Annotated in this window: 21 protein-coding genes; 7 read left to right on the top strand and 14 right to left on the bottom strand. The window is 42.5% G+C overall.

Translation table 11 applies throughout. From position 1 onward, the window contains the following. Nucleotides 1-285: 285 nt before the first annotated feature. A complete protein-coding gene (locus PZ638_RS18915; protein ID WP_136134048.1) occupies nucleotides 286-723 on the top strand; it encodes a YhbP family protein in 438 nt (145 codons plus the stop codon). Here PZ638_RS18915 and nrdG read toward each other — a convergent pair. From nrdG to pyrB, 5 genes are all read right to left on the bottom strand, one after another. After that, nucleotides 720-1,184 (bottom strand): anaerobic ribonucleoside-triphosphate reductase-activating protein, encoded by a 465-nt coding sequence (nrdG, locus tag PZ638_RS18910; RefSeq protein WP_036958767.1) that lies wholly within the window; start codon nucleotides 1,182-1,184, stop codon nucleotides 720-722. The genes PZ638_RS18915 and nrdG overlap by 4 nt on opposite strands. A gap of 4 nt (nucleotides 1,185-1,188) precedes the next feature. Beyond that, complete coding sequence (gene nrdD, locus PZ638_RS18905) at nucleotides 1,189-3,327, bottom strand: anaerobic ribonucleoside-triphosphate reductase (protein WP_094961641.1); 2,139 nt, start codon at nucleotides 3,325-3,327, stop codon at nucleotides 1,189-1,191. Between the two features lie 401 nt (nucleotides 3,328-3,728). Then, on the bottom strand, nucleotides 3,729-4,115 hold the full coding sequence (ridA, locus tag PZ638_RS18900) for a 2-iminobutanoate/2-iminopropanoate deaminase (protein WP_004907508.1): 387 nt from the start codon (nucleotides 4,113-4,115) through the stop codon (nucleotides 3,729-3,731). A 162-nt stretch (nucleotides 4,116-4,277) separates the two neighbouring features. Continuing rightward, nucleotides 4,278-4,742: an aspartate carbamoyltransferase regulatory subunit gene (pyrI, locus tag PZ638_RS18895; protein ID WP_112308096.1), complete on the bottom strand. Its 465-nt coding sequence runs from the start codon at nucleotides 4,740-4,742 to the stop codon at nucleotides 4,278-4,280. A 12-nt stretch (nucleotides 4,743-4,754) separates the two neighbouring features. Continuing rightward, complete coding sequence (gene pyrB / locus PZ638_RS18890) at nucleotides 4,755-5,690, bottom strand: aspartate carbamoyltransferase (protein ID WP_004907510.1); 936 nt, start codon at nucleotides 5,688-5,690, stop codon at nucleotides 4,755-4,757. Between the two features lie 443 nt (nucleotides 5,691-6,133). On the opposite strand from pyrB, the gene PZ638_RS18885 reads away from it, so the two are divergent. Then, nucleotides 6,134-6,490, top strand: a complete 357-nt coding sequence (locus tag PZ638_RS18885; RefSeq protein ID WP_036958764.1) for a hypothetical protein — start codon at nucleotides 6,134-6,136, stop codon at nucleotides 6,488-6,490. A gap of 61 nt (nucleotides 6,491-6,551) precedes the next feature. Here the strand turns inward: PZ638_RS18885 and phnV are convergent, their stop codons facing one another. From phnV to phnR, 5 genes are all read right to left on the bottom strand, one after another. Continuing rightward, entirely contained in the window at nucleotides 6,552-7,349 is a 798-nt protein-coding gene (phnV, locus tag PZ638_RS18880; protein ID WP_094961639.1) for a 2-aminoethylphosphonate ABC transport system, membrane component PhnV, read from the bottom strand. Between the two features lie 2 nt (nucleotides 7,350-7,351). Continuing rightward, nucleotides 7,352-8,212 carry a 2-aminoethylphosphonate ABC transporter permease subunit gene (gene phnU, locus PZ638_RS18875; protein WP_004905842.1) on the bottom strand — a complete coding sequence of 287 codons (861 nt, stop codon included), beginning with the start codon at nucleotides 8,210-8,212 and terminating at the stop codon, nucleotides 7,352-7,354. A 1-nt stretch (nucleotide 8,213) separates the two neighbouring features. Further along, nucleotides 8,214-9,323, bottom strand: a complete 1,110-nt coding sequence (phnT, locus tag PZ638_RS18870; RefSeq protein WP_096864319.1) for a 2-aminoethylphosphonate ABC transport system ATP-binding subunit PhnT — start codon at nucleotides 9,321-9,323, stop codon at nucleotides 8,214-8,216. A gap of 6 nt (nucleotides 9,324-9,329) precedes the next feature. Next, nucleotides 9,330-10,343, bottom strand: a complete 1,014-nt coding sequence (locus PZ638_RS18865) for a 2-aminoethylphosphonate ABC transporter substrate-binding protein (RefSeq protein WP_094961637.1) — start codon at nucleotides 10,341-10,343, stop codon at nucleotides 9,330-9,332. Between the two features lie 127 nt (nucleotides 10,344-10,470). Next, nucleotides 10,471-11,190, bottom strand: a complete 720-nt coding sequence (gene phnR, locus PZ638_RS18860; protein ID WP_004905839.1) for a phosphonate utilization transcriptional regulator PhnR — start codon at nucleotides 11,188-11,190, stop codon at nucleotides 10,471-10,473. 139 nt (nucleotides 11,191-11,329) lie between these two features. Here phnR and phnW point away from each other — a divergent pair, with 139 nt between their 5' ends. The 4 genes from phnW (at nucleotide 11,330) to PZ638_RS18840 (ending at nucleotide 14,190) form a co-directional block, all read left to right on the top strand. Next, nucleotides 11,330-12,433, top strand: a complete 1,104-nt coding sequence (phnW, locus tag PZ638_RS18855; RefSeq protein ID WP_094961636.1) for a 2-aminoethylphosphonate--pyruvate transaminase — start codon at nucleotides 11,330-11,332, stop codon at nucleotides 12,431-12,433. A 9-nt stretch (nucleotides 12,434-12,442) separates the two neighbouring features. After that, entirely contained in the window at nucleotides 12,443-13,252 is an 810-nt protein-coding gene (gene phnX / locus PZ638_RS18850; RefSeq protein ID WP_094961635.1) for a phosphonoacetaldehyde hydrolase, read from the top strand. A 151-nt stretch (nucleotides 13,253-13,403) separates the two neighbouring features. Further along, complete coding sequence (locus PZ638_RS18845) at nucleotides 13,404-13,943, top strand: hypothetical protein (RefSeq protein ID WP_275612214.1); 540 nt, start codon at nucleotides 13,404-13,406, stop codon at nucleotides 13,941-13,943. 94 nt (nucleotides 13,944-14,037) lie between these two features. Next, nucleotides 14,038-14,190, top strand: coding sequence for a hypothetical protein (locus PZ638_RS18840; RefSeq protein WP_153673787.1), 153 nt, complete (start codon nucleotides 14,038-14,040; stop codon nucleotides 14,188-14,190). Between the two features lie 117 nt (nucleotides 14,191-14,307). Here PZ638_RS18840 and argF read toward each other — a convergent pair whose 3' ends face one another. Then, nucleotides 14,308-15,333, bottom strand: a complete 1,026-nt coding sequence (gene argF / locus PZ638_RS18835) for an ornithine carbamoyltransferase (RefSeq protein ID WP_206277232.1) — start codon at nucleotides 15,331-15,333, stop codon at nucleotides 14,308-14,310. A 169-nt stretch (nucleotides 15,334-15,502) separates the two neighbouring features. On the opposite strand from argF, the gene rraB reads away from it, so the two are divergent. Further along, nucleotides 15,503-15,916, top strand: coding sequence for a ribonuclease E inhibitor RraB (rraB, locus tag PZ638_RS18830; RefSeq protein ID WP_004907524.1), 414 nt, complete (start codon nucleotides 15,503-15,505; stop codon nucleotides 15,914-15,916). Between the two features lie 68 nt (nucleotides 15,917-15,984). On the opposite strand, the gene PZ638_RS18825 is transcribed toward rraB, so the two are convergent. The 3 genes from PZ638_RS18825 to PZ638_RS18815 all read right to left on the bottom strand — a co-directional run bounded on the left by PZ638_RS18825 (nucleotide 15,985) and on the right by PZ638_RS18815 (nucleotide 19,995). After that, entirely contained in the window at nucleotides 15,985-16,479 is a 495-nt protein-coding gene (locus PZ638_RS18825) for a GNAT family N-acetyltransferase (RefSeq protein WP_004264338.1), read from the bottom strand. A gap of 158 nt (nucleotides 16,480-16,637) precedes the next feature. Continuing rightward, nucleotides 16,638-19,508, bottom strand: coding sequence for a valine--tRNA ligase (locus PZ638_RS18820; protein WP_172412245.1), 2,871 nt, complete (start codon nucleotides 19,506-19,508; stop codon nucleotides 16,638-16,640). Nucleotides 19,509-19,545: 37 nt separating this feature from the next. Further along, nucleotides 19,546-19,995 carry a DNA polymerase III subunit chi gene (locus PZ638_RS18815; protein ID WP_036958827.1) on the bottom strand — a complete coding sequence of 150 codons (450 nt, stop codon included), beginning with the start codon at nucleotides 19,993-19,995 and terminating at the stop codon, nucleotides 19,546-19,548. Nucleotides 19,996-20,213 lie beyond the last annotated feature (218 nt).

The raw sequence follows: 20,213 nt of genomic DNA, 5'->3' as shown, positions 1-20,213 counted from the left end.
TTCGTCATAATTCACGTCACAGCGTTGTTGGCTACGTTTACTCGCACTAGTCACATACTTATGTATGCTCCTAGCGTCTCGTTCACTTGCCGCCTAGCTGTACCACGAATTATTTAGAATAAATACTCGAATTTAGTTGGCGTATAGGCCTAAAAAAATTTAGGTTAATATTTCAGCTAGTTAGGCTATAGTAATAGCGAATTTTATGCCTACGTTCAGAACAGTTTAAGCAAGCTTAGGGGTAACCCGAAAGCTTGTTCTGAACGGGTTTATATGGAAACCGCTATGACGCCTGAACAAACTTTAAAACACATCCAACGCTATATTGCTCGCCAACACGTTTTTTCCCTTTTTGCTCATCACAACAATGATATCTGGCCTGCCAGTTGTTACTATGCATTTGATGCGAAAACGATGTGTCTGATTTTAATGACAGACCCGAATTCCAAGCATGGGCAATTGATGGTGGCTAACCCGCAAGTGGCTGGCACAATATCGGCGCAAACTAAAGCTGTGAATGCAATACAAGGTATTCAATTTACAGGTGAAATTAAAATATTAGAAAGTGAGGAAGCACAGCTCGCTCGCAGTTTCTACTGCCGTCGTTTCCCTGTGGCAATAGCAGCGAAACTGCCAGTTTGGCTGCTTCACTTACAGAATGTCAAAATGGTGGATAATAAATTAGGTTTTGGCACCAAGCTATATTGGGAATGCCAAATTTAACGAAGCCTATGGATCACCTGATTTGAGCTACCGCGCCAAATTAAGCGCGGGTCATGTAAATCCTGCTCAAATTTACCGTCAATCACGGTATTGACAAAACTCACCACTTTTTGCTGTTCAAGCGTAAAATCACCCAATGTGTATCCTGTCCATAACCAGATGTCTTTATCTGGGCAAACTGCTTTAACGCGTTTTACCAACTTGAGCACTGCAGGCAAATTGGCTGGGTGTAGCGGGTCTCCGCCCGACAGGGATAATCCCTGTCGACGAATACGAGTATCTTGCAAGTCTTGGATAATTTGGTCTTCCATTTCTTGGGTGAATGGCACACCTGAATCCACTCGCCATGTACTTTGGTTGTAACAACCACGGCATTGATGAACACACCCTGCCACAAACAGTGTACAGCGGGTTCCGGGGCCATTGACCACGTCAACAGGATAATATTGGTGATAATTCATGGCATTAACCTATTTGGCCGTTACCTAAATGCTTAATACGGCGTTTGACTTCCTCTTGTTTTCCTGCATTAAATGGCCTTGCATCTGGGCTGCCTAAATAGCCACAGACACGGCGGATAACTGAAACTCGGTTAGTATCATGATTACCACAAGCCGGGCAGGTAAAACCTTTGCTGGTGCAGGAAAATTCACCGGAAAAACCGCATTCATAACACTCATCAATTGGTGTGTTAGTTCCATAATAAGGCACATGTTGATAGCTGTAATCCCACACGTCTTCTAAGGCTCTAACATTATGTTGTAAGTTTGGATATTCGCCATAACAGATAAAACCGCCATTCGCGAGTGCAGGGTAAGGCGCTTCAAAATCAATTTTATCGTAAGGATTCACTTGTTTTTCAACATCTAAGTGGAAGCTGTTTGTGTAGTAGCCTTTGTCGGTAACACCTTGTATCACACCAAATTCAGCGGTATCGAGACGGCAAAAACGGTCACACAAATTTTCACTTGGTGTGCTGTATAAACTGAAACCATAGCCTGTTTGGGCTTTCCACTCATCAGTGGCTTGACGTAAGTGGCTGACAATCTCGACAGCTTTTTCGCGCAATTTTTCATTATCATAGACATGAGTTTGTGTGCCAAAAAGTGCATTGATGGTTTCATGCAACCCAATGTAACCTAAAGAAATAGATGCACGACCATTTTTGAATATCTCAGCGACGTTATCATCCGCTTTTAAGCGAACTCCACAAGCGCCTTCCATATATAAAATTGGCGCAACACGTGCTTTTACGGTTTCTAAACGGGCAATGCGAGTCATTAAGGCTTTTTTGGCAATAGCTAAACGTTCATCCAGTAATGCCCAAAACGCATCTTCACTGCCCTGTGCTTCGATAGCAATACGAGGCAAATTGAGGCTGATAACGCCTAAATTGTTGCGGCCATCATGAATTTGTTGCCCATTTTCTTCATAGGTGCCAAGGAAACTGCGGCAGCCCATTGGCGTTTTAAATGACCCAGTAACATCAACGACACGGTCGTAGTTAAGAATATCGGGGTACATGCGCTTACTGGCACACTCTAAAGCGAGTTGTTTGATGTCGTAATTAGGGTCACCCAGTTTATGGTTTAGGCCATCTTTAATTGCAAATACGAGCTTAGGGAAAACGGCCGTTTTACGGTTTTTACCAAGTCCCGCAATGCGGTTTTTCAGAATAGACTGTTGAATTAATCGTGCTTCTTTAGAGGTTCCGAGACCAAAACCAAAGGTGACAAACGGGGTTTGGCCATTTGCGGTGTGAAGCGTATTGACTTCATACTCTAAGGATTGAAAGGCGTCGTAACACTCTTTATCGGTGCGGCTGTGTGCATAACCTTCTGCGTCTGCTATTCCCCATTCTTTGGCGACTTTTAGGTGCTTTTCGTAGCTGATAGCGACATATGGCGCTAAAATTTCGTCAATACGGTTAATGGTTGTGCCCCCATAAATATGGCTCGCAACCTGTGCAATAATTTGTGCTGTAACAGCTGTTGCGGTTGAAATAGACTTTGGTGGCTCTATTTCTGCATTTCCCATTTTAAACCCGTTAGTTAACATGCCTTCAAGGTCAATTAACATACAGTTAAACATCGGGAAGAACGGCGCATAGTCGAGATCATGATAGTGAATTTCACCACGTTCGTGTGCGATAACGACATCTCTCGGCAAAATATGTTGTTTTGCATAGTGTTTAGCGACAATACCAGCGAGTAAATCGCGTTGTGTCGGGATCACTTTACTGTCTTTATTGGCATTTTCATTGAGTAAAGAGACATTACTTTGTTCGATTAGCCCACGAATGTCATGTGTCAATTGGCTGCGTTTTTCACGTTCGCTGTCTCTGTCGTGGCGATATTCAATATAAGCACGGGCTAAGTCTTTATAAGGCCCTGCCATCAATTGGTTTTCGACAGCATCTTGAATGTCAGCGATATCCACTCGGTCACGGCTGCAAAGTTGCTCTGTAACAACAGAAGCAACCTGAAGACAATAATCGTCATCCTTAACATTCACAGCAGCCGCTGCACGTTTAACGGCTTCCTGAATTCGTGGAAGGTCAAAACCGACCTGACAACCATCTCTTTTTATAACAACCGTTACCACGGGCATTCTCCTTGTTAAGTTATCCACAATACGACCTCAGCTATTCGCCATGTTTACTACGGGGACTAATCTGTGGATAAAATGTGAATAAATACTATATGTTGTGTTGGTTGGTGTAATTAAAGCACAATATGTGGGATTTTGCTTTTATTTAGATCGCCAACATTTGATTTAAAACAAAGAAAAAAATAATTTGTATGAAGATCAAAAGCGCAGAGGAAATAAATCTTTTCAGTTGCCAGTATTCATTTCAGTGAGCTAAATAAAAAAAGAGATGTGATTTTCTTTATTTGTAAACCATGAAAATGACCATTGTGGCGGGGAGTTTATTCTGTATCGGGGGTAGACGGTAATGAAAGACACCCCACCCAAAGCATGGGGTGTTTGGCTCGAATTAATCGTTATTTACGTACTGCGATTGCTTCGATTTCAATTTTCACGTCTTTTGGCAGGCGAGCAACTTCAACGCAAGAGCGAGCTGGGAATGGTGCATTATGTTGTTTGAAAAATTCTTCGTAGGTTGCATTCACTGTCGCAAAGTCATTTAAATCTTTTACAAATACCGTTGTTTTCACGATATTAGCCGCACTTAAGCCAGCTTTTTCTAAAATTGCTTTTACGTTAGCCAGTGATTGGCGAGTTTGTGCTGCGATATCTTCAGGCACTTCACCCGTTTTAGGGTCAACAGGGATTTGCCCTGATGTGATAACCATACTACCCAAATCTACGCCTTGAACGTAAGGACCGATCGCTGCTGGTGCGTTTTCTGTATTGATTTCGTATGACATAACTACTCCGTTTCATCACGTAAAGAGAAAATACTCGTCATATGGCAAGCCACAGCGGTGTTTGTGGCTTGGTGTGACTTTGAGTATAACTTTATGGGGTGTTAGGCACCATTATAAACATGGATTGCACCTACACAACACCGCAGTCTACGCAAAAACAACCTATTGGTTATTGATCACAGCGTCTCTATCGAACTCTTTTTCGCAGAATTTACACGTCAGTGCGACTTCTTTGCCGATTTTTTTCACGCGGAAACTGCTCGATACTGGCTCATTATGGCTAATGCAGTTGCTGTTTGGGCAAATTAACACATTGTCGATATAGTGAGGCAGCGTGAGTTCAAGCTTTTCTACCACTTGGTAATCTTCAATACGGTTAACGGTGGCTTCAGGGGCATACATGGCTAATTGGTTAGCTTGCTCTGGGGTTAAAAAGGTATTTTCGATTTTGATAATGTCTTTTTTACCTAGATTGCTTGATGGCAAATTTAAACCAATTGTGATGCGTTCATCTGTTTTTGTTAGTTTAAACAATTTTAGTAATTTGAAACCAATTTGAGCAGGAATGTGGTCAATAACGGTACCGTGGCTGATTGCTTCAACTTGTAATTTATGATCTTGTGTCATGGTATGTCCTCCTCAGATAGCTAATTCTTTATTTAAAACTAGAGATAACAATGCCTGCCTTGCATAAATCCCATTTCCTGCTTGTTGGAAATAGTAAGCATAAGGTGTGCTATCCACATCAACTGCGATTTCATCAACCCGTGGTAGTGGGTGTAAGACTTTTAAATTCGGTTTTGCACAATGCAGGTCAGCCGCACTTAAAATAAATTGTGCTTTCACATTCGCGTATTCAGAGGGGTCGAGGCGCTCTTTTTGTACACGGGTCATATACAGAATGTCGAGTTCTGGCATCACTTCATCAATATTATTATGCAGGCTGTAGGTTGCGCCTTTTTCTTCTAAAATGTGCAGAATATGGTTTGGCATTGAAAGCGCTTCAGGGGCAATAAAGTAGAAGTGATTGCCTTCAAATTTAGACAGTGCTTGGGTTAAGGAATGCACGGTTCTGCCATATTTTAGGTCACCGACCATGGCAATTTGTAGGTTTTCTAAACGGCCTTGGGTCTCTTGGATAGTAAACAAGTCGAGTAATGTTTGTGTGGGATGTTGGTTTGAACCATCGCCTGCATTAATGACAGGAATGTGGCCTGCAAACTGGCTTGCAAGGCGAGCGGCACCTTCTTGCGGATGGCGCATGACAATAGCATCGACATATTGGCTGATGACAGAAATGGTATCGGCCAATGTTTCCCCTTTTTTACCGAGGGATGTGTTGGTGCTATCAGAGAAACCAACAACGGAAGCGCCTAAACGATGGATAGCCGTTTCAAATGACAAGCGTGTGCGTGTAGAGGCCTCAAAGAAACAACTTGCGATGACTTTATGTTTTAGAAACTCAGGTTGCGGCTGTTTTTTTAATGAAGCCGCAACATTAAGCACTAATTCAAGGTCTGAACGGTCTAAATCATTAATCGAGATGATATCGCGGTGGTATAAAGGGTTCGGCATTGTTGTTCTCCTGTGTCAGCAAGACATGTTAGGTCTATAGGCCAAAAAAAAGCCCCTCAATTGAGGGGCTTTTCTGTAAATAAGAAGGGGAAAAACAGGCTGTCCAGACCGCCAGAAGGCAGTGCAGTGGAGGTGTTCTCTGTAAAAAATAGAGCAGCAGCGTTCATGGTTTCTCCCGGCAAATTGTGGCGCATTATACGCATCTCATTCCATGACGCAAGCGTTTGCATAAAGAAAAATACATTTTTTTTATTTTTGCGTTTTGGTGAATATTTGAACTAACTGAAAAATGGGAGAAATAGTATCTCTCAATAGGGAATGTGCTGAGCATTGGTGTTTTTTAAACCAAAATTAAATCACATGATTGAATATACAGTACATTTATTTACACACATTTTATGTACGAGTAAGATATTTTTTCTTTTTAATTAAATATGATCATTATGAAATCACGACTTTTTATTCTATTGGCATTCCTTCTTTCTGGCTGTTCATCTGTTTGGGTACCTGTTTCCGGTGGCTCAAAATTCACTCAAGCTGAGGCGAATGCAGTTTGTAAACCCGAAGCCCTTCATTTGTACCCAATCAAAAATGAAGTTGCGCAGCGCTCTGTTATGTCTTATGTCGAAAAAAAATGCAAAAAAGATGATGATTGTGGAAAAGACAAAACTTATAAAGAACAAACACCAGTTATGGAAAGCTATGTGATTGATGTCAATGAAGATACCCGTAATAATTATTACTTGGAATGTATGGTATCCAAAGGCTGGACAAAAAAAGATAAGTATATGTGGGAATAGTATACAGGCCGCTAAATAGCCCAGTAGGTAGAGGTTACTTGGCTATTTAGCGTGATAACTTTTATTTTTGCCCAAGCCTTTTTGCTACTTTCTCTAATTTCATCATTAGTAATAATGTAATCGAAACTAATACAATCGTTAGTGCCGAACCATCAGCAATATTGCCTCTATCGGTTAAACTGAAAATGGAAACAGGTAATGTCGCCCAGCCGGGGGGATATAACATCATTGTGGCACCAAGTTCCCCTAAGGACAGTGATAGGCTTAATGCTAATGCTGAAATCATCCATGGCATCAATAGTGGTAGGGTGACATGGCATAAACGATACCAAGGAGAAGCGCCTAAGCTAAAAGCCACATTTTCAATATCGGGAGAAATACGGGTTAACCCAGTGGAAACATTGCTAAACGTAAAAGCAGAAATCAACACAAAATGAGCACTAAATACAATCCAAAAAGTGCCGTTCATCTGTAAATAGCCTTGGCTGAATGCTACAAGGATCCCAAGCCCAATAGACACAGAAGGAATAGCGCTGGGGAGATAAAATGCAATACTCAGCCACTTTTGTATTTTCCCACTGTGTCTTCTTAGTGCTAACGCAGCCCAAAGCCCACAAAACAGCGCAAATAGACTGGCACTAAAACCAACCACTAGGCTGGATAAAATGGCATCCCAAGCTGGCCCACTAAACGCATTCACAAAATGTTCAAAAGTAAAGCCTGAAGGTAAAATGCCATTCCATTGGCGGCTGAAACTCGACATTAAAATCATTACTAAAGGCAGTAAAAACAATAAACCAAATAAGCTGATGGCAATGATAGTGGCAGTGGCTCGTCCTTTTTTAGACCAAATCAACATAATTAATTCCTTACCCCAAGGCGAGTGGTCGCCATTCTGTATAGGAAAAATAACCCGAGTGAAAGCAAGATGTTAATTAAGGCAATCATGCATGCCACGGTATAATCTGACTCTAATATTGCCTTGCTGTATACCATCATCGGCAAGGTATTGACGCCTTTCGCCCCGATAAACAGTACGATGCCAAATTCATTGGTGGTTAACAGCAGGCACAGGCTACCCCCTGCTAATAAAGCGGGAAGCGCCGCAGGGAAAATAACTTGCGCGATAACCCGTGCAGGGTGTGCGCCTAAAATACTTGCCGCTTCTAACTGGCTTTTGTCGATTTGCCGCAGTGCCGCCATAAGGGGACGCATGACTAACGGGGTAAAAACGGTAATTTCTGCCAAAATCACCCCATGGATAGAATAAAGAAACTCAACGGGGGGGAATTCTAAATCAAACAATGCCATCAAGGTGCCATTGAGTAGCCCTGCAGAACCATAAATGAAGGTAAAAGCTAGGGTAATCAAAAAGGTCGGTAGAGCAATAAAAGTATCAATCACTTGCGTGATAAAACGGCTTCCCGGAAAAGGAATAAACACTAAGATCAGTGACAATACACTGCCTATCACAAGGCAACCTAAGGTGGCCAAAATGGCAATGTAGAGTGTATTCCATAACCCATTAATAAAGCGTTTTGACTCAATAAGTTGCCAAAATGCATCCAACCCCCATCTACCCGCCTCATTTTGTAGTGCTTGTTGGGCTATCAACAATAAGGGATAAAAAAACAACGTAACTAACACCAGTAGTGGCGGCAATATCCAATAAATGGGCTTTATCGTTATTGATGAACCTTTTGGCACGCTAATATGTGACATGTTATTCCTCAATTAAAACGGTATCCGCAGGTGAAAACCATAAAGTGAGTTTGTCGCCTATTTTAGGCGGTGAGGCCAAATGGGTGATGGCAACACTCACGGTTTCACCAGCAACATCACAAATTAAATGCGTTAAATCCCCCTGCCAGCGAATAGACGTCAATGTGGCCTGTAATTGATTGGTGGCATTGGAATTTGGTACTAGCGTGATGTGCTGTGGGCGGATACACACCCATTTGTGAGTGCCTGCTCGCATGCCTAATGTATGAGCCTCCAACAATGTTCCACCACAACTGACATTCACTTTTCCAGGGCTTGTTGAAAAACCAAGCGCAGTAGCGGCTAGAATATTGGCTCGGCCTAAAAACTCAGCAGCAAAACGGTTGGGTGGGCGGTGATATAAGGCATTTTTCTCACCATGTGCGACTAAGTAGCCATCTTTCATAATGCCAATTTTATCACCAAGTGCGAGAGCTTCAGTTTGGTCATGAGTCACATAAAGAATAGTTAAATCGGGCAGTTCGCGGTGTAAACGGGCAATTTCTTCAACCATATTATGACGAATTTGCGCATCTAGTGCGGAAAGCGGTTCGTCGAGTAACAGAACACGAGGCCTTACGGCTATCGCTCTAGCAATCGCAACTCGCTGTTGCTGCCCCCCTGAAAGTTGGTGAGGGTAGCGGGTTGCGTAATCCGTCATTCCGACGATTTTAAGGGCTTCAATGACTCGCTCGTTAATGAGTGCTTTAGGTTGTTTCTGAGCTCGTAAGCCAAATGCGACATTCTCTTCCACTTTCATATGGGGAAATAGCGCATAATTTTGTACAACCATACCGAGTCCGCGTTGGTATGGGGGAAGGTGGGTGATATCCATATCACCTAATAAGATGCGCCCGCTGTCAGGTTGAGCAAACCCCGCAATGGCTCGCAATACCGTGGTTTTTCCTGAACCAGACGGGCCAATCAACACCAATATTTCCCCAGAGTCGATGGTTAAATCTAAAGGTTTTAGCACGACATTATTATGATATGAGACACGTAAAGACTCTAATGTGATCCCAGAGTGCTCGGTTTGCTGCATTGCAGTAGTGGCTTTTCGTTTCATCAACATCACAAGTTACTCACCATCAGTGACTTTTTGCCAACGGGAAATATCATCGGATAGGGAAACTTCAACTTCATCCCAATTAGGCTGCCAAGTTTTCACACCTTCTAACATTTGGACAGCGCTCTGGTATTGCTTATCAGATGGTGTGATATCTGAACGAACAGGCATACCCCATGAAAGCTCACTAACACGGCTTTGTGATGGTTTATCCAGCAGGAAATTAATGAGTTTTTTACCGTTTTCGGTTTCAGGGCCGTTGTTAACTAAGCCGACAACATAAGGTAAAACCAGTGTACTACGTTCCCCATTGGCATCTTTTGGCCAGAAAATTTGGACATTAGGGTTACGTACCATTTGGGATAAATTCATTTGTAAGTCGCCATTAGCGACATAGAGCTCCCCTTTATTCACGAGGGCGGTAAGCTTACCTGTCGAGGCGGATGGGCCAACGTTATTAGCCTGCAACTTACCGAGATAATCAAACCCTGCGTCTTTGCCATTAAAACTGTGGAAAACTTGTAACATCACTGCAGTACCATCCCCAGCTTGTCCCGGTGTTGAATATTGAAGTTTATTTTTAAAGCGAGAATCGAGTAGGGAGTCCCAATTTTCAGGAGGAGACTTAAGCAGCTTAGCGTTATAGATAAAGGTCAGGTAATTATTGACCAACGGCGTGTAAAAGTGATTTGAATTAGGAATATTTGCTGCATTTTCTGGCATAAATTCAGCTAATAACTGGTTTTTTGCGGCACGTTGGATAAAAGGCGGAACGGTAATAAGCACATCGGCTTGTGGATTGGTGCGTTCTTTAGCGAGCCTTTCAACTATCGCCCCTGAACCACTTTCGACATATTGTACTTTAATGCCTGTTTGTTTGGTAAACGCCTCGAACTGATTTTTATACCAACTGTTGTTGCCATCGTGCAGGCCATCAGCGGAGTAAACAGTCACAACATCAGCGGCAAAAACAGAGGTAGAGCAAAGGGTTGCCATTAATAGACCAGCTAAGTAGGTGCGTTTCATGGTTATCTCCTGTTAAGGTAAAATGTATTCTGGTATATACCAGATGTTTTTTACGCTAACGGGTTTATATGACAGAAAGATGAAATGCAGCTAAATAGATAAAATTATTTTCTATAAATAGAAATAATCACAAAGTATCGACTTCGATGCGCAAGCTATCGTGGCGCCAGTATTCAACATCATAATCTAAAATTCGCCCATGTTGGTCATAGTTTAAGCGTTGCAACAATAAGGCTGGACGGCCAACCGTAACCCCCAGTGCTTGTGCCGCTTGGGCAGGCATTGCCGTTGGGTAGAAAGACAAATGCATACTGGTATAGATTAAATTGAAATGAGCTTCGTACACTTCCGTTAAACTGCCGTTGAGGTCGTGGCGTAGCAGTTCAGGAACGCGAGCTGGTAAACAATGGTTCTCACAGTAACAAACGGGCCTGTCATCAGCAAAACGTAGGCGGGTGAGTAAATAAATTTGTTCAAATGATTGAAGTTTTAACGGCTCCATAGCTTCGAGAGGAACGGTAATAACTTTTCCATCCAGTAAAACTGTCTTCGGTTGGCGACCTTGTTCGAGGCAAAGTTTATGGAAATTAGTATTTTGGGTTGGATCTAACCAAAGGCGCTCAGGTGTGACAAACCAACCACGACGCTCAGAACGGTAAATGGCCCCACTGGATTCTAGCTGCGCTAAACTTTCGCGAATAGTGACACGAGTGGTATTGAAAATGGCACAAAGTTCGCGTTCCGAGGGGAGTTTATCACCACATTTTAGCGAGCCATTTTGAATCTTTTCCTGTAATTGGGCTTTGATAAGCAGATATTGCGGGGCTTCATCCGCTGATAATTTCATGGTTATTTCCTGTCATTGTTTCAGTCATATTATACATAGTTATATGAATTTTTTGTTTCACGAGCACTTTTCCTTTGACCTTTTGAGCAGCCTACGACCATTATAATGGAAATCTGGTATAGACCAATAGGTAAATTGAATGACAAACAATAATTATTTGCTATTAACACCGGGGCCGCTTACGACGTCTAAAACGGTGAAAGAAGCCATGCTGTTTGATAGCTGTACATGGGATGATGATTATAATTTAGGCGTTGTACAAAATATTCGTCAACAATTAGTGGCACTGGCAACGGCCAAAGCAGGGTATTCTTCGGTTCTGCTTCAAGGAAGTGGAAGCTATGCGGTTGAAGCGGTTTTAGGTAGTGCAATCGGTGATAAAGAGAAAGTTTTGATTATCAGTAATGGCGCTTACGGTGCTCGAATGGCTGAAATGGCTCAGCGATTGGGTGTGGCTCATTGTGTTTATGATTGCGGTGAAGTGTCGTTGCCAGATGTGCAACAGATTGAACAGTTATTGCGACAAGATAGCCAAATCACTCATATTGCGATGGTGCACTGTGAAACTACGACAGGGATTTTAAACCCGATAGAAAAAGTCGCGAAATTAGCGAAGCAGTATCAAAAACGCTATATCGTGGATGCAATGAGCAGTTTTGGTGGGGTCCCCATGGATATTGCTGAGCTTAACATTGATTTTTTAATTAGTTCTGCGAATAAATGTATTCAAGGGGTTCCGGGGTTTGCTTTTGTTATCGCCCGTACCGAGGCGCTTGAACGTTGTAAGGGGCGCTCTCGTTCATTATCGCTAGATTTATACGCACAGTGGCGCTGTATGGAAGATTTCCAAGGTAAATGGCGATTTACTTCTCCAACTCATACTGTATTAGCATTTGCCCAAGCACTCAAGGAGTTAGCTAAAGAAGGTGGCGTAGCCGCTCGCTTTCAACGTTATCAAGGGAATCAATACAAGTTGGTGTCCGGTATGCGTAAATTAGGTTTTACCACGTTGTTAGAAGATAGCCTTCATTCGCCAATTATCACCGCATTTTACTCACCAAATTCATCTGATTACCAATTTAAGCAATTTTATCAGAGTTTAAAATCTCAGGGTTTTGTCATTTATCCGGGCAAGGTCTCGCAAAGTGATTGTTTCCGTATTGGAAATATTGGTGAAGTTTATGAAAAAGACATTGATGCATTGTTGGTAGCAATAAAAAAAGCCATTTACTGGGAAAAATAAGGAAAAGAAATGAACCGTATTGAAGCCGTTATCCTTGATTGGGCGGGTACCACTGTAGATTTTGGCTCTTTTGCTCCTACTCAGATTTTCATCGAAGCATTTAAATCTGTGTTTGATATAAATATTACATTGGCTCAAGCGCGCATTCCTATGGGACTAGGAAAATGGCAACATATTGAAGCACTGGGTAAATTGCCTGAAGTAGACGCTTTATGGAACGCAAAGTTTGGCCGCTCAATGAGTAGTGAGGATATCGATAAAATCTACGCGGCCTTTATGCCATTGCAAATTGCGAAAGTTATCGACTTTGCAACACCAATCACTGGAGTTGTCGACACAATCGCTACATTACGCAACAAAAGTATTAAAATTGGCTCTTGTTCAGGTTACCCTCGTGCCGTGATGGAAAAGTTAGTTCCAGCTGCAAAGGCATTGGGCTACCAACCCGACTACTGGATAGCAAGTGATGACCTCCTTGCTGGTGGGCGTCCGGGACCTTGGATGGCATTACAGAACGTCATTGAGCTAGGTGTTGGTTCTGTATCCGCTTGTATCAAAGTGGATGATGCCGTTCCCGGAATTGAAGAAGGGCGCAATGCGGGAATGTGGAGCGTTGGATTATCGGTTTCGGGTAATGAATTTGGTAAAACATGGGAAGAATATCAAGGGATGCCAATTGATGAAGTTAACGCGTTGAAACAACAAGCCACAGAGAAACTATATGCTGCTGGCGCTCATTATGTGATTGATACTTTAGCTGATTTGCCATCAGTTATTGAAATAATTAATAGCCGATTGGCTAATGGTGAAAGATCCTAATCAGTATATATTATTTCTTTATTAATCACTTTTTTCTATCTGAATGGCCTACTTTTATTTGATATAAATTTTCAGCAAAGTAGGCCAAAATATTTTTGCAGGTGAGGTATGAGGAGCAGAGTATAACGGATAACAATATAGGGAGTCGCATGTGTCTTCGGAGTCTAATCTACATAAAACAGTCGATTTTTTACAGGAGTTTGTTGATGAAGCTCTCTTAGATTTACAAGTAAGTACGCTATCAGAAGATGACTTTGAGTCCTTAGTGAGAGATAAACGGTCTGTGTTAAATTGGCTTAGCAAATTTGGACATTTTCTCAGTGAAGACAGCTTTCATATGGGGTTCAGATTAGAGAAAGGTTCTGAAATTGATGGTGCAGTACTTGGTGTTTACGCGACTAAGCGTGGTGACTTACATATTTTTTTGATTGAGTCTTTTGTGCGAGACCTCCCTGAGCACGCTCTAAATGGGCGTTTAACTACTTTAGTTATTATTGCGGTAACTTTTTTCCTTACTCAATATCCAGATAGTAAAGCCGTTTATATTATTGAACCTGATGAAGGTTTGATCTCACATTATCAAAAGTTTGGTTTCAAATTATTAAGGGATGAAAATGTTATGTTTGCAACCAGTGACGCTTTGCGATTAATTCAGCTATCGTTACTTACGGAATTACTGTCGAATCAATAGTGCTATTAAAATAGTCTATTTTTCACCATGCTGTAAAATTATTGTGGAATTTGATACAATACAGCTTGGGAACATTAATGATACGGGGTGATTTATGGGGAATAATAAGGTTGAAAGATTATCGCCTCAAGAAATGCGCGATATTATGTTAGCGAATGCTAAAGTATTAATGTCTGACCGGTTTAGAACAACAGCCCCTGAAGTTACTGGTCAAAAAAAGAAAGTGATATCAACACTTCAAAAATAAAGATTTTACAATGTAATTTTGTTGTAGCACCTGATCTATCCCTGATAGCCACTTCTAACTCGTCAAACTTTTCTGTAGACATCCTTTGCTTAAATTGATGTCTACAGAGCAGCATAATTAAAATATATTAGCAGGCAATTCTGGCGCTAATGTCGCCACCATCACCGCTTTGATAGTATGTAAACGGTTTTCTGCTTGGTCAAAGACAATGCTATAAGGCGATTCAAAGACTTCTTCCGTGACTTCTAAGCCACCAAACATATTGAATTCTTTAGCTAATTGCGCGCCCAATGTGGTGTCTTCATTATGAAAGGCAGGCAAACAATGTAGGAACTTCACATTTGTGTTGCCGGTGAGCTTAATCACATTCATATTCACTTGGTATGGTTTTAATAAATTAATGCGCTGTGCCCATACTTCTTTGGCTTCTCCCATCGATACCCACACATCGGTATAGATAAAATCAGCATCTTTAACGCCTTCGGCGACATCTTCCGTGAGCGTGATTTTCGCACCCGTTTTTTGAGCTAGTGCTTGGCAAGTGTTCACTAAGTCTTCCTCCGGCCAGCAACTTTTTGGCGCAACAAGGCGTAAATCTAAACCTGTGAGAGCAGCAGCTTCTAACATCGAGTTGCCCATGTTGTTACGCGCATCGCCTAAATAGGCAAATTTAATTTCTGAGAATGGCGTATTTGGTCGGTGCTCTTGAATGGTCAGCAGATCGGCTAATAACTGTGTGGGATGGAATTCGTTAGTTAATCCATTCCATACAGGCACTCCCGAATGCGCGGCTAAGAGTTCTACCGTGTTTTGGGCGAATCCACGGTACTGGATACCGTCATACATCCGACCCAACACTCTAGCGGTGTCTTTCATGGTTTCTTTATGGCCGATTTGGCTACCAGAAGGCCCTAAATAAGTGACTCTAGCACCTTGGTCAAATGCTCCAACTTCAAATGCACAGCGTGTCCGTGTTGAGTCTTTCTCAAAAATAAGGGCAAAGTTTTTCCCTGAAAGGAGGGGCTGCTCTGTGCCCGCTTTTTTTTCTGATTTTAACCAAGAAGAGAGTTTTAAAAGTGAATGAATTTCGCTAGAAGTAAAATCAAGTAACCTTAAAAAAGGTTTATTATATAGGGGATTCATAATTGGTAGCCTTTTTGATTTGAATTAATATTCAATTTATATTCATAAAAATTCAAAATCAACCCCCAATGTAAAAGAAATTATCTTTAAATATATGGTTTCACTGTCAACCGTGTGGGAGAATGGCGCAAAGAAAGATGAGCGACAAAGAAACAAAAGGGGTGTGGATATGGTAGATAAAGCTGAACTCGATGCGCAGTATGAAGAAACTCGCTTGATCATCGAGGAATTACTGGAAGATGGTAGCGATCCTGATGCATTGTATGCGATTGAGCATCACTTCTCTGCGGACAACTTTGCTCTGTTAGAGAAAGCAGCCGTTGAAGCTTTTAAACTAGGCTATGAAGTCACGGATGCAGAAGAGCTCGAAATTGAAACGGGTGAAACCCTGATGTGTTGCGATGTAATCAGTGAAAGTGCTTTAAATGCAGAGCTGATTGACGCACAGGTTGAGCAATTAATGAAGTTGGCTGAAAAAATGGGCATCAACTATGATGGTTGGGGCACGTATTTTGAAGACCCAGATGCAGAGTATGACGACGAAGATGGTGATGATATAGACCCTGAAGATCGCGTGCATTAATTATTAGTCGCATCATATAATTACTTAAAAGGATAGCTAAAAACTATCCTTTTTCGTTTAGCGTAGAATTATAATGCCTTTAACATACGAATTTCACAGTCACTATGACCCGTATTTCCTAACGGTTCATCAATAAATTCAAACCCTAATTTTTCATATAACTTAATAGCAGCTTGAAGTTCTTTGGTTGTTTCTAAATAGCAACGAGTGTAGCCTTGCGCTTTAGCAAATTCCAGTGACATCAGTACGATTTGTTTTGCTAAGCCTTTGCCACGTAGCACGGAAGATAAATACATTTTCTGTAATTCTGCCGTATCGTTATCGCCTCCCGCGACTTGTGAAACACCGCCACCGCCAACAATTTCGCCATCCATTTCCACCACCCAGTAAGCACTGCGCGGTTTGCTATAAACCTCAAATAAGGTATCTAAAATAGGGTCAGCAACAGCAAAGCCTTTGTCTGCGGTTAAGCCATGCTCAGCAGAAACTTCGCGGATTACCGCGGCAATACCTGCGTTATCTTGTTGTTCGATAGGACGAATTTTGTAGTTTTGTGTTGTCATGTGAAACTCTTGATTATTATTGTGTACAACTCAGTGTAGAGAGAACCAGAAGGGAACTTCAATCTGAGAACTGCGAACGCAGTCATTTGATGATACTCGAATAAAAAGCCCTTATCAACGAATCGATAAGGGCTTAAAAATGATTAGCTAATTAATAATTACAAAGAGGCGATGGTCACTTTTTGCGCTTCAATTTTAGCTTTTGCTTCAATATTGGCAGTTAAGCGTTCACGTTCTTTTTCAACAACGGCAGCAGGCGCACGGCTCACAAAACCTTCGTTAGCTAACTTGCTTTCAATGGTTTCGATTTCTTTCACCACTTTTTCCAGCTCTTTATCTAAACGAGCCAGTTCTGCGTCTTTATCGACTAAGCCAGCCATTGGGATCAGCAGCTCTGCACCGCCAACGAGTTTAGTGACAGAAACCGGTGCTTCTTCACCATCAGCCAGTACGCGGATGCTTTCTAAACGTGCCATTGATTTGATAAAGCTTTGGTTTTCTTCAACGCGACGTTTTGCATCAGCAGAAGCACCACGCAGCATCACATCCAGTGGCTTACCTGGAGAGATATTCATTTCTGCACGAATATTACGTACAGCAATAATGGCTTCTTTGATCCACTCAAGGTCACTTAGCGCGAGCTCATCCACTTTAGCCGCATCGAACTCAGGGAACGCTTGCAACATAATGGTATCGGCATCAATACCTTTAACCACTTTGACGCGCTGCCAGATGGTTTCAGTGATAAATGGAATGATTGGGTGAGCAAGGCGCAGTAAGCCTTCTAATACCTCAATTAAGGTGAAGCGAGCCGCACGTACTTGTGCTTCGTTACCTTTATGAACAGCAGGTTTAGACAGCTCTAAGTACCAGTCACAGAATTCATTCCATGTGAAATCATACAAAATACCCGCTGCGATATCGTAACGGTGAGTATCTAACGCTTCACGGTAAGCTTTCACTGTTTGATTGAATTGCGCCATGATCCAGCGGTCAGCCAGTGAGAAGCTTATTTCGCCGCCGTTTTGACCACAATCTTGGCCTTCAGTATTCATCAGAACGAAACGGCTCGCATTCCATAATTTATTACAGAAGTTGCGATAGCCGGACAGGCGTTTCATATCCCAGTTGATATCACGGCCTGTTGACGCTAATGCCGCCAAAGTGAAGCGTAGTGCATCAGTACCATGGGCTTCGATCCCTTCTGGATACTCTTTACGAGTACGTTTAGCAATTTTTTCAGCCAATTGTGGCTGCATCATGTTGCCAGTACGTTTTTCAAGTAAATCTTCCAAAGAGATACCGTCAATCATATCTAATGGGTCGATAACGTTCCCTTTGGATTTTGACATTTTTTGGCCTTCTTCATCACGGATCAGGCCTGTCATATAAACGGTTTTGAATGGCACTTGTGGCTCGCCGTTTTCATCTTTGATGAAATGCATGGTCATCATGATCATACGGGCAATCCAGAAGAAAATAATATCGAAGCCACTGACTAATACATCTGTTGGATGGAATGTTTTCAGTGCGTCGGTATTTTCAGGCCAGCCGAGAGTAGAGAATGTCCACAGACCGGAAGAGAACCACGTATCCAGTACGTCGTCGTCTTGGCGCAGAGCAATATCCGCACCTAAGTTGTTTTCACGACGAACTTCGTCTTCATCGCGACCCACGTAGACATTGCCTTTTTCGTCATACCATGCAGGAATGCGGTGGCCCCACCACAGTTGGCGAGAAATACACCAGTCTTGAATATCACGCATCCAAGAGAAATACATGTTTTCGTACTGACGAGGAACGAACTGAATACGGCCATCTTCAACGGCTTTAATGGCATCACGAGCCAAAGGCTCAGTACGCACGTACCATTGGTCGGTTAGCATAGGCTCAATAACTACACCACCACGGTCACCGTAAGGCACCGTCAGGTCATGGGGTTTCACTTCAACTAACAGGCCAAGTTGTTCGAATTCTGCGACGATAGCTTTACGCGCTGCAAAACGTTCCATTCCACGGTAAGCTTCTGGGATTTCGCAGCTATAAGCGGTAGATGGGTTACCGTTGGTATCGAAAATTTCCGCTTCGTTACGAACGTTGCCGTCTAAGTCCATCATGTTAATCATTGTTAACTGATGGCGTTTACCGACTTCATAGTCATTAAAGTCATGAGCTGGAGTGATTTTCACACAGCCAGTGCCTTTTTCCATGTCAGCGTGTTCATCACCAACAATTGGAATACGGCGGTTAACGATTGGCAAAATAATTTCTTTACCAATTAAATCTTTATAACGTGGATCTTCAGGGTTAACGGCGACACCGGTATCCCCTAGCATGGTCTCAGGGCGGGTAGTTGCGACCACTAAATAGTCTTTGCCTTCAGCCGTTTTTGCGCCATCAGCCAATGGATAACGCAGGTGCCACATAGACCCTTTGATTTCACGATTTTCAACTTCTAAGTCAGAAATTGCCGTGTGCAGTTTTGGGTCCCAGTTAACTAAGCGCTTACCACGATAAATCAAGTTTTCTTTATAAAGGCGAACGAACGCTTCTTTAACGGCTTTAGATAAGCCTTCATCCATAGTAAAACGCTCGCGATCCCAATCAACAGAATCGCCTAAACGGCGCATTTGCTGTGAAATTGTACCGCCGGATTCAGCTTTCCACTCCCAGATTTTGTCAATGAACGCATCGCGGCCGTAGTCGTGACGGTTTTTACCTTCTTCTGCTGCAATTTTACGCTCAACAACCATCTGAGTTGCGATACCTGCATGGTCAGTTCCCGTTTGCCATAAGGTATTTTTACCTTGCATACGTTGATAGCGGATCATCGTATCCATGATGGTTTGTTGGAAGGCGTGCCCCATGTGCAGGCTACCAGTGACATTCGGTGGTGGAATGACAACACAGAAGCTGTCTTGGGTGGTATCCCCATTAGGTTTAAAATAACCGCTTTTCTCCCAGTGAGCATATAGAGATTGCTCAATTTCTGCGGGGTTATACGTTTTATCGAGCGAAGGCTCATTCATTGGGCTATCTGGTTTCTTTTCCATTATCTTTTTGTATTCAGTAAGTTGGCGGCGCCGCCATAGTCAAATTGAAGCCGACGCTACGGTAAGTTTTATACCGCTCACGCGCCAACTGTTTTAAAGTTTCATCAATAGGTACGAAGTCTACCACTTCATGGAAAGCCGTGGCAAAATCTGCGAACTGATTTTGTAAATTAATCAGGACATCGCGTGGGGTATTTCCCCGTTTAGCAGGCCAACAAATTTCAATCGGTGCACCATAACGCGGCCCTTCACCCGCCAAATTATGCGGGACAAACTGGTGTGGATCGCGTTGCCACAAGGCCTCATCAATCTTTTCAGCTTGTTGCTGTGTTTCGCAAGCAACTAAAACACGCTTTCCACTGCGCCACATTTGTGCGGCAAGCTCACAAGCTAGCCATTCATGGGCTTCAAGTTCAGGATGTGGTGATGCCTGTTTTAGTTGGTAAAATGTACCTTTTTTCATATACCCGTCATACTTCAATTTGTAGGGGTGTTGGCTGCGCACTTTCGCCTTAGTCACATACTTTTGTATGCTCCTAAGGTCTCAATTGCTTGCCGCCTACCTACAAACTGAATTATTTAGGGTATAGCGTAAATTGCCATCCTTCAATTTGTAGGGGTGTTGGCTACGCACTTTCGCCTTAGTCACATACTTTTGTATGCTCCTAAGGTCTCAATTGC

The organism is Providencia hangzhouensis (assembly GCF_029193595.2).
GTDB lineage: Bacteria > Pseudomonadota > Gammaproteobacteria > Enterobacterales > Enterobacteriaceae > Providencia > Providencia hangzhouensis.
This window is presented reverse-complemented; position numbering and strand designations above follow the sequence as displayed.

Excerpts from the sequence above, each read along its gene's own strand:
- rraB (WP_004907524.1), top strand. The coding sequence starts at position 15,503 with ATGGTAGATAAAGCTGAACTCGATGCGCAGTATGAAGAAACTCGCTTG.
- argF (WP_206277232.1), bottom strand. The coding sequence starts at position 15,333 with ATGAATCCCCTATATAATAAACCTTTTTTAAGGTTACTTGATTTTACT.
- PZ638_RS18820 (WP_172412245.1), bottom strand. The coding sequence starts at position 19,508 with ATGAATGAGCCTTCGCTCGATAAAACGTATAACCCCGCAGAAATTGAG.
- phnU (WP_004905842.1), bottom strand. The coding sequence starts at position 8,212 with ATGTCACATATTAGCGTGCCAAAAGGTTCATCAATAACGATAAAGCCC.
- phnW (WP_094961636.1), top strand. The coding sequence starts at position 11,330 with ATGACAAACAATAATTATTTGCTATTAACACCGGGGCCGCTTACGACG.
- PZ638_RS18825 (WP_004264338.1), bottom strand. The coding sequence starts at position 16,479 with ATGACAACACAAAACTACAAAATTCGTCCTATCGAACAACAAGATAAC.
- phnX (WP_094961635.1), top strand. The coding sequence starts at position 12,443 with ATGAACCGTATTGAAGCCGTTATCCTTGATTGGGCGGGTACCACTGTA.
- phnR (WP_004905839.1), bottom strand. The coding sequence starts at position 11,190 with ATGAAATTATCAGCGGATGAAGCCCCGCAATATCTGCTTATCAAAGCC.
- phnV (WP_094961639.1), bottom strand. The coding sequence starts at position 7,349 with ATGTTGATTTGGTCTAAAAAAGGACGAGCCACTGCCACTATCATTGCC.
- nrdG (WP_036958767.1), bottom strand. The coding sequence starts at position 1,184 with ATGAATTATCACCAATATTATCCTGTTGACGTGGTCAATGGCCCCGGA.
- PZ638_RS18915 (WP_136134048.1), top strand. The coding sequence starts at position 286 with ATGACGCCTGAACAAACTTTAAAACACATCCAACGCTATATTGCTCGC.
- pyrI (WP_112308096.1), bottom strand. The coding sequence starts at position 4,742 with ATGACACAAGATCATAAATTACAAGTTGAAGCAATCAGCCACGGTACC.
- phnT (WP_096864319.1), bottom strand. The coding sequence starts at position 9,323 with ATGTTGATGAAACGAAAAGCCACTACTGCAATGCAGCAAACCGAGCAC.
- PZ638_RS18840 (WP_153673787.1), top strand. The coding sequence starts at position 14,038 with ATGGGGAATAATAAGGTTGAAAGATTATCGCCTCAAGAAATGCGCGAT.
- PZ638_RS18815 (WP_036958827.1), bottom strand. The coding sequence starts at position 19,995 with ATGAAAAAAGGTACATTTTACCAACTAAAACAGGCATCACCACATCCT.
- pyrB (WP_004907510.1), bottom strand. The coding sequence starts at position 5,690 with ATGCCGAACCCTTTATACCACCGCGATATCATCTCGATTAATGATTTA.
- PZ638_RS18885 (WP_036958764.1), top strand. The coding sequence starts at position 6,134 with ATGAAATCACGACTTTTTATTCTATTGGCATTCCTTCTTTCTGGCTGT.
- PZ638_RS18865 (WP_094961637.1), bottom strand. The coding sequence starts at position 10,343 with ATGAAACGCACCTACTTAGCTGGTCTATTAATGGCAACCCTTTGCTCT.
- ridA (WP_004907508.1), bottom strand. The coding sequence starts at position 4,115 with ATGTCATACGAAATCAATACAGAAAACGCACCAGCAGCGATCGGTCCT.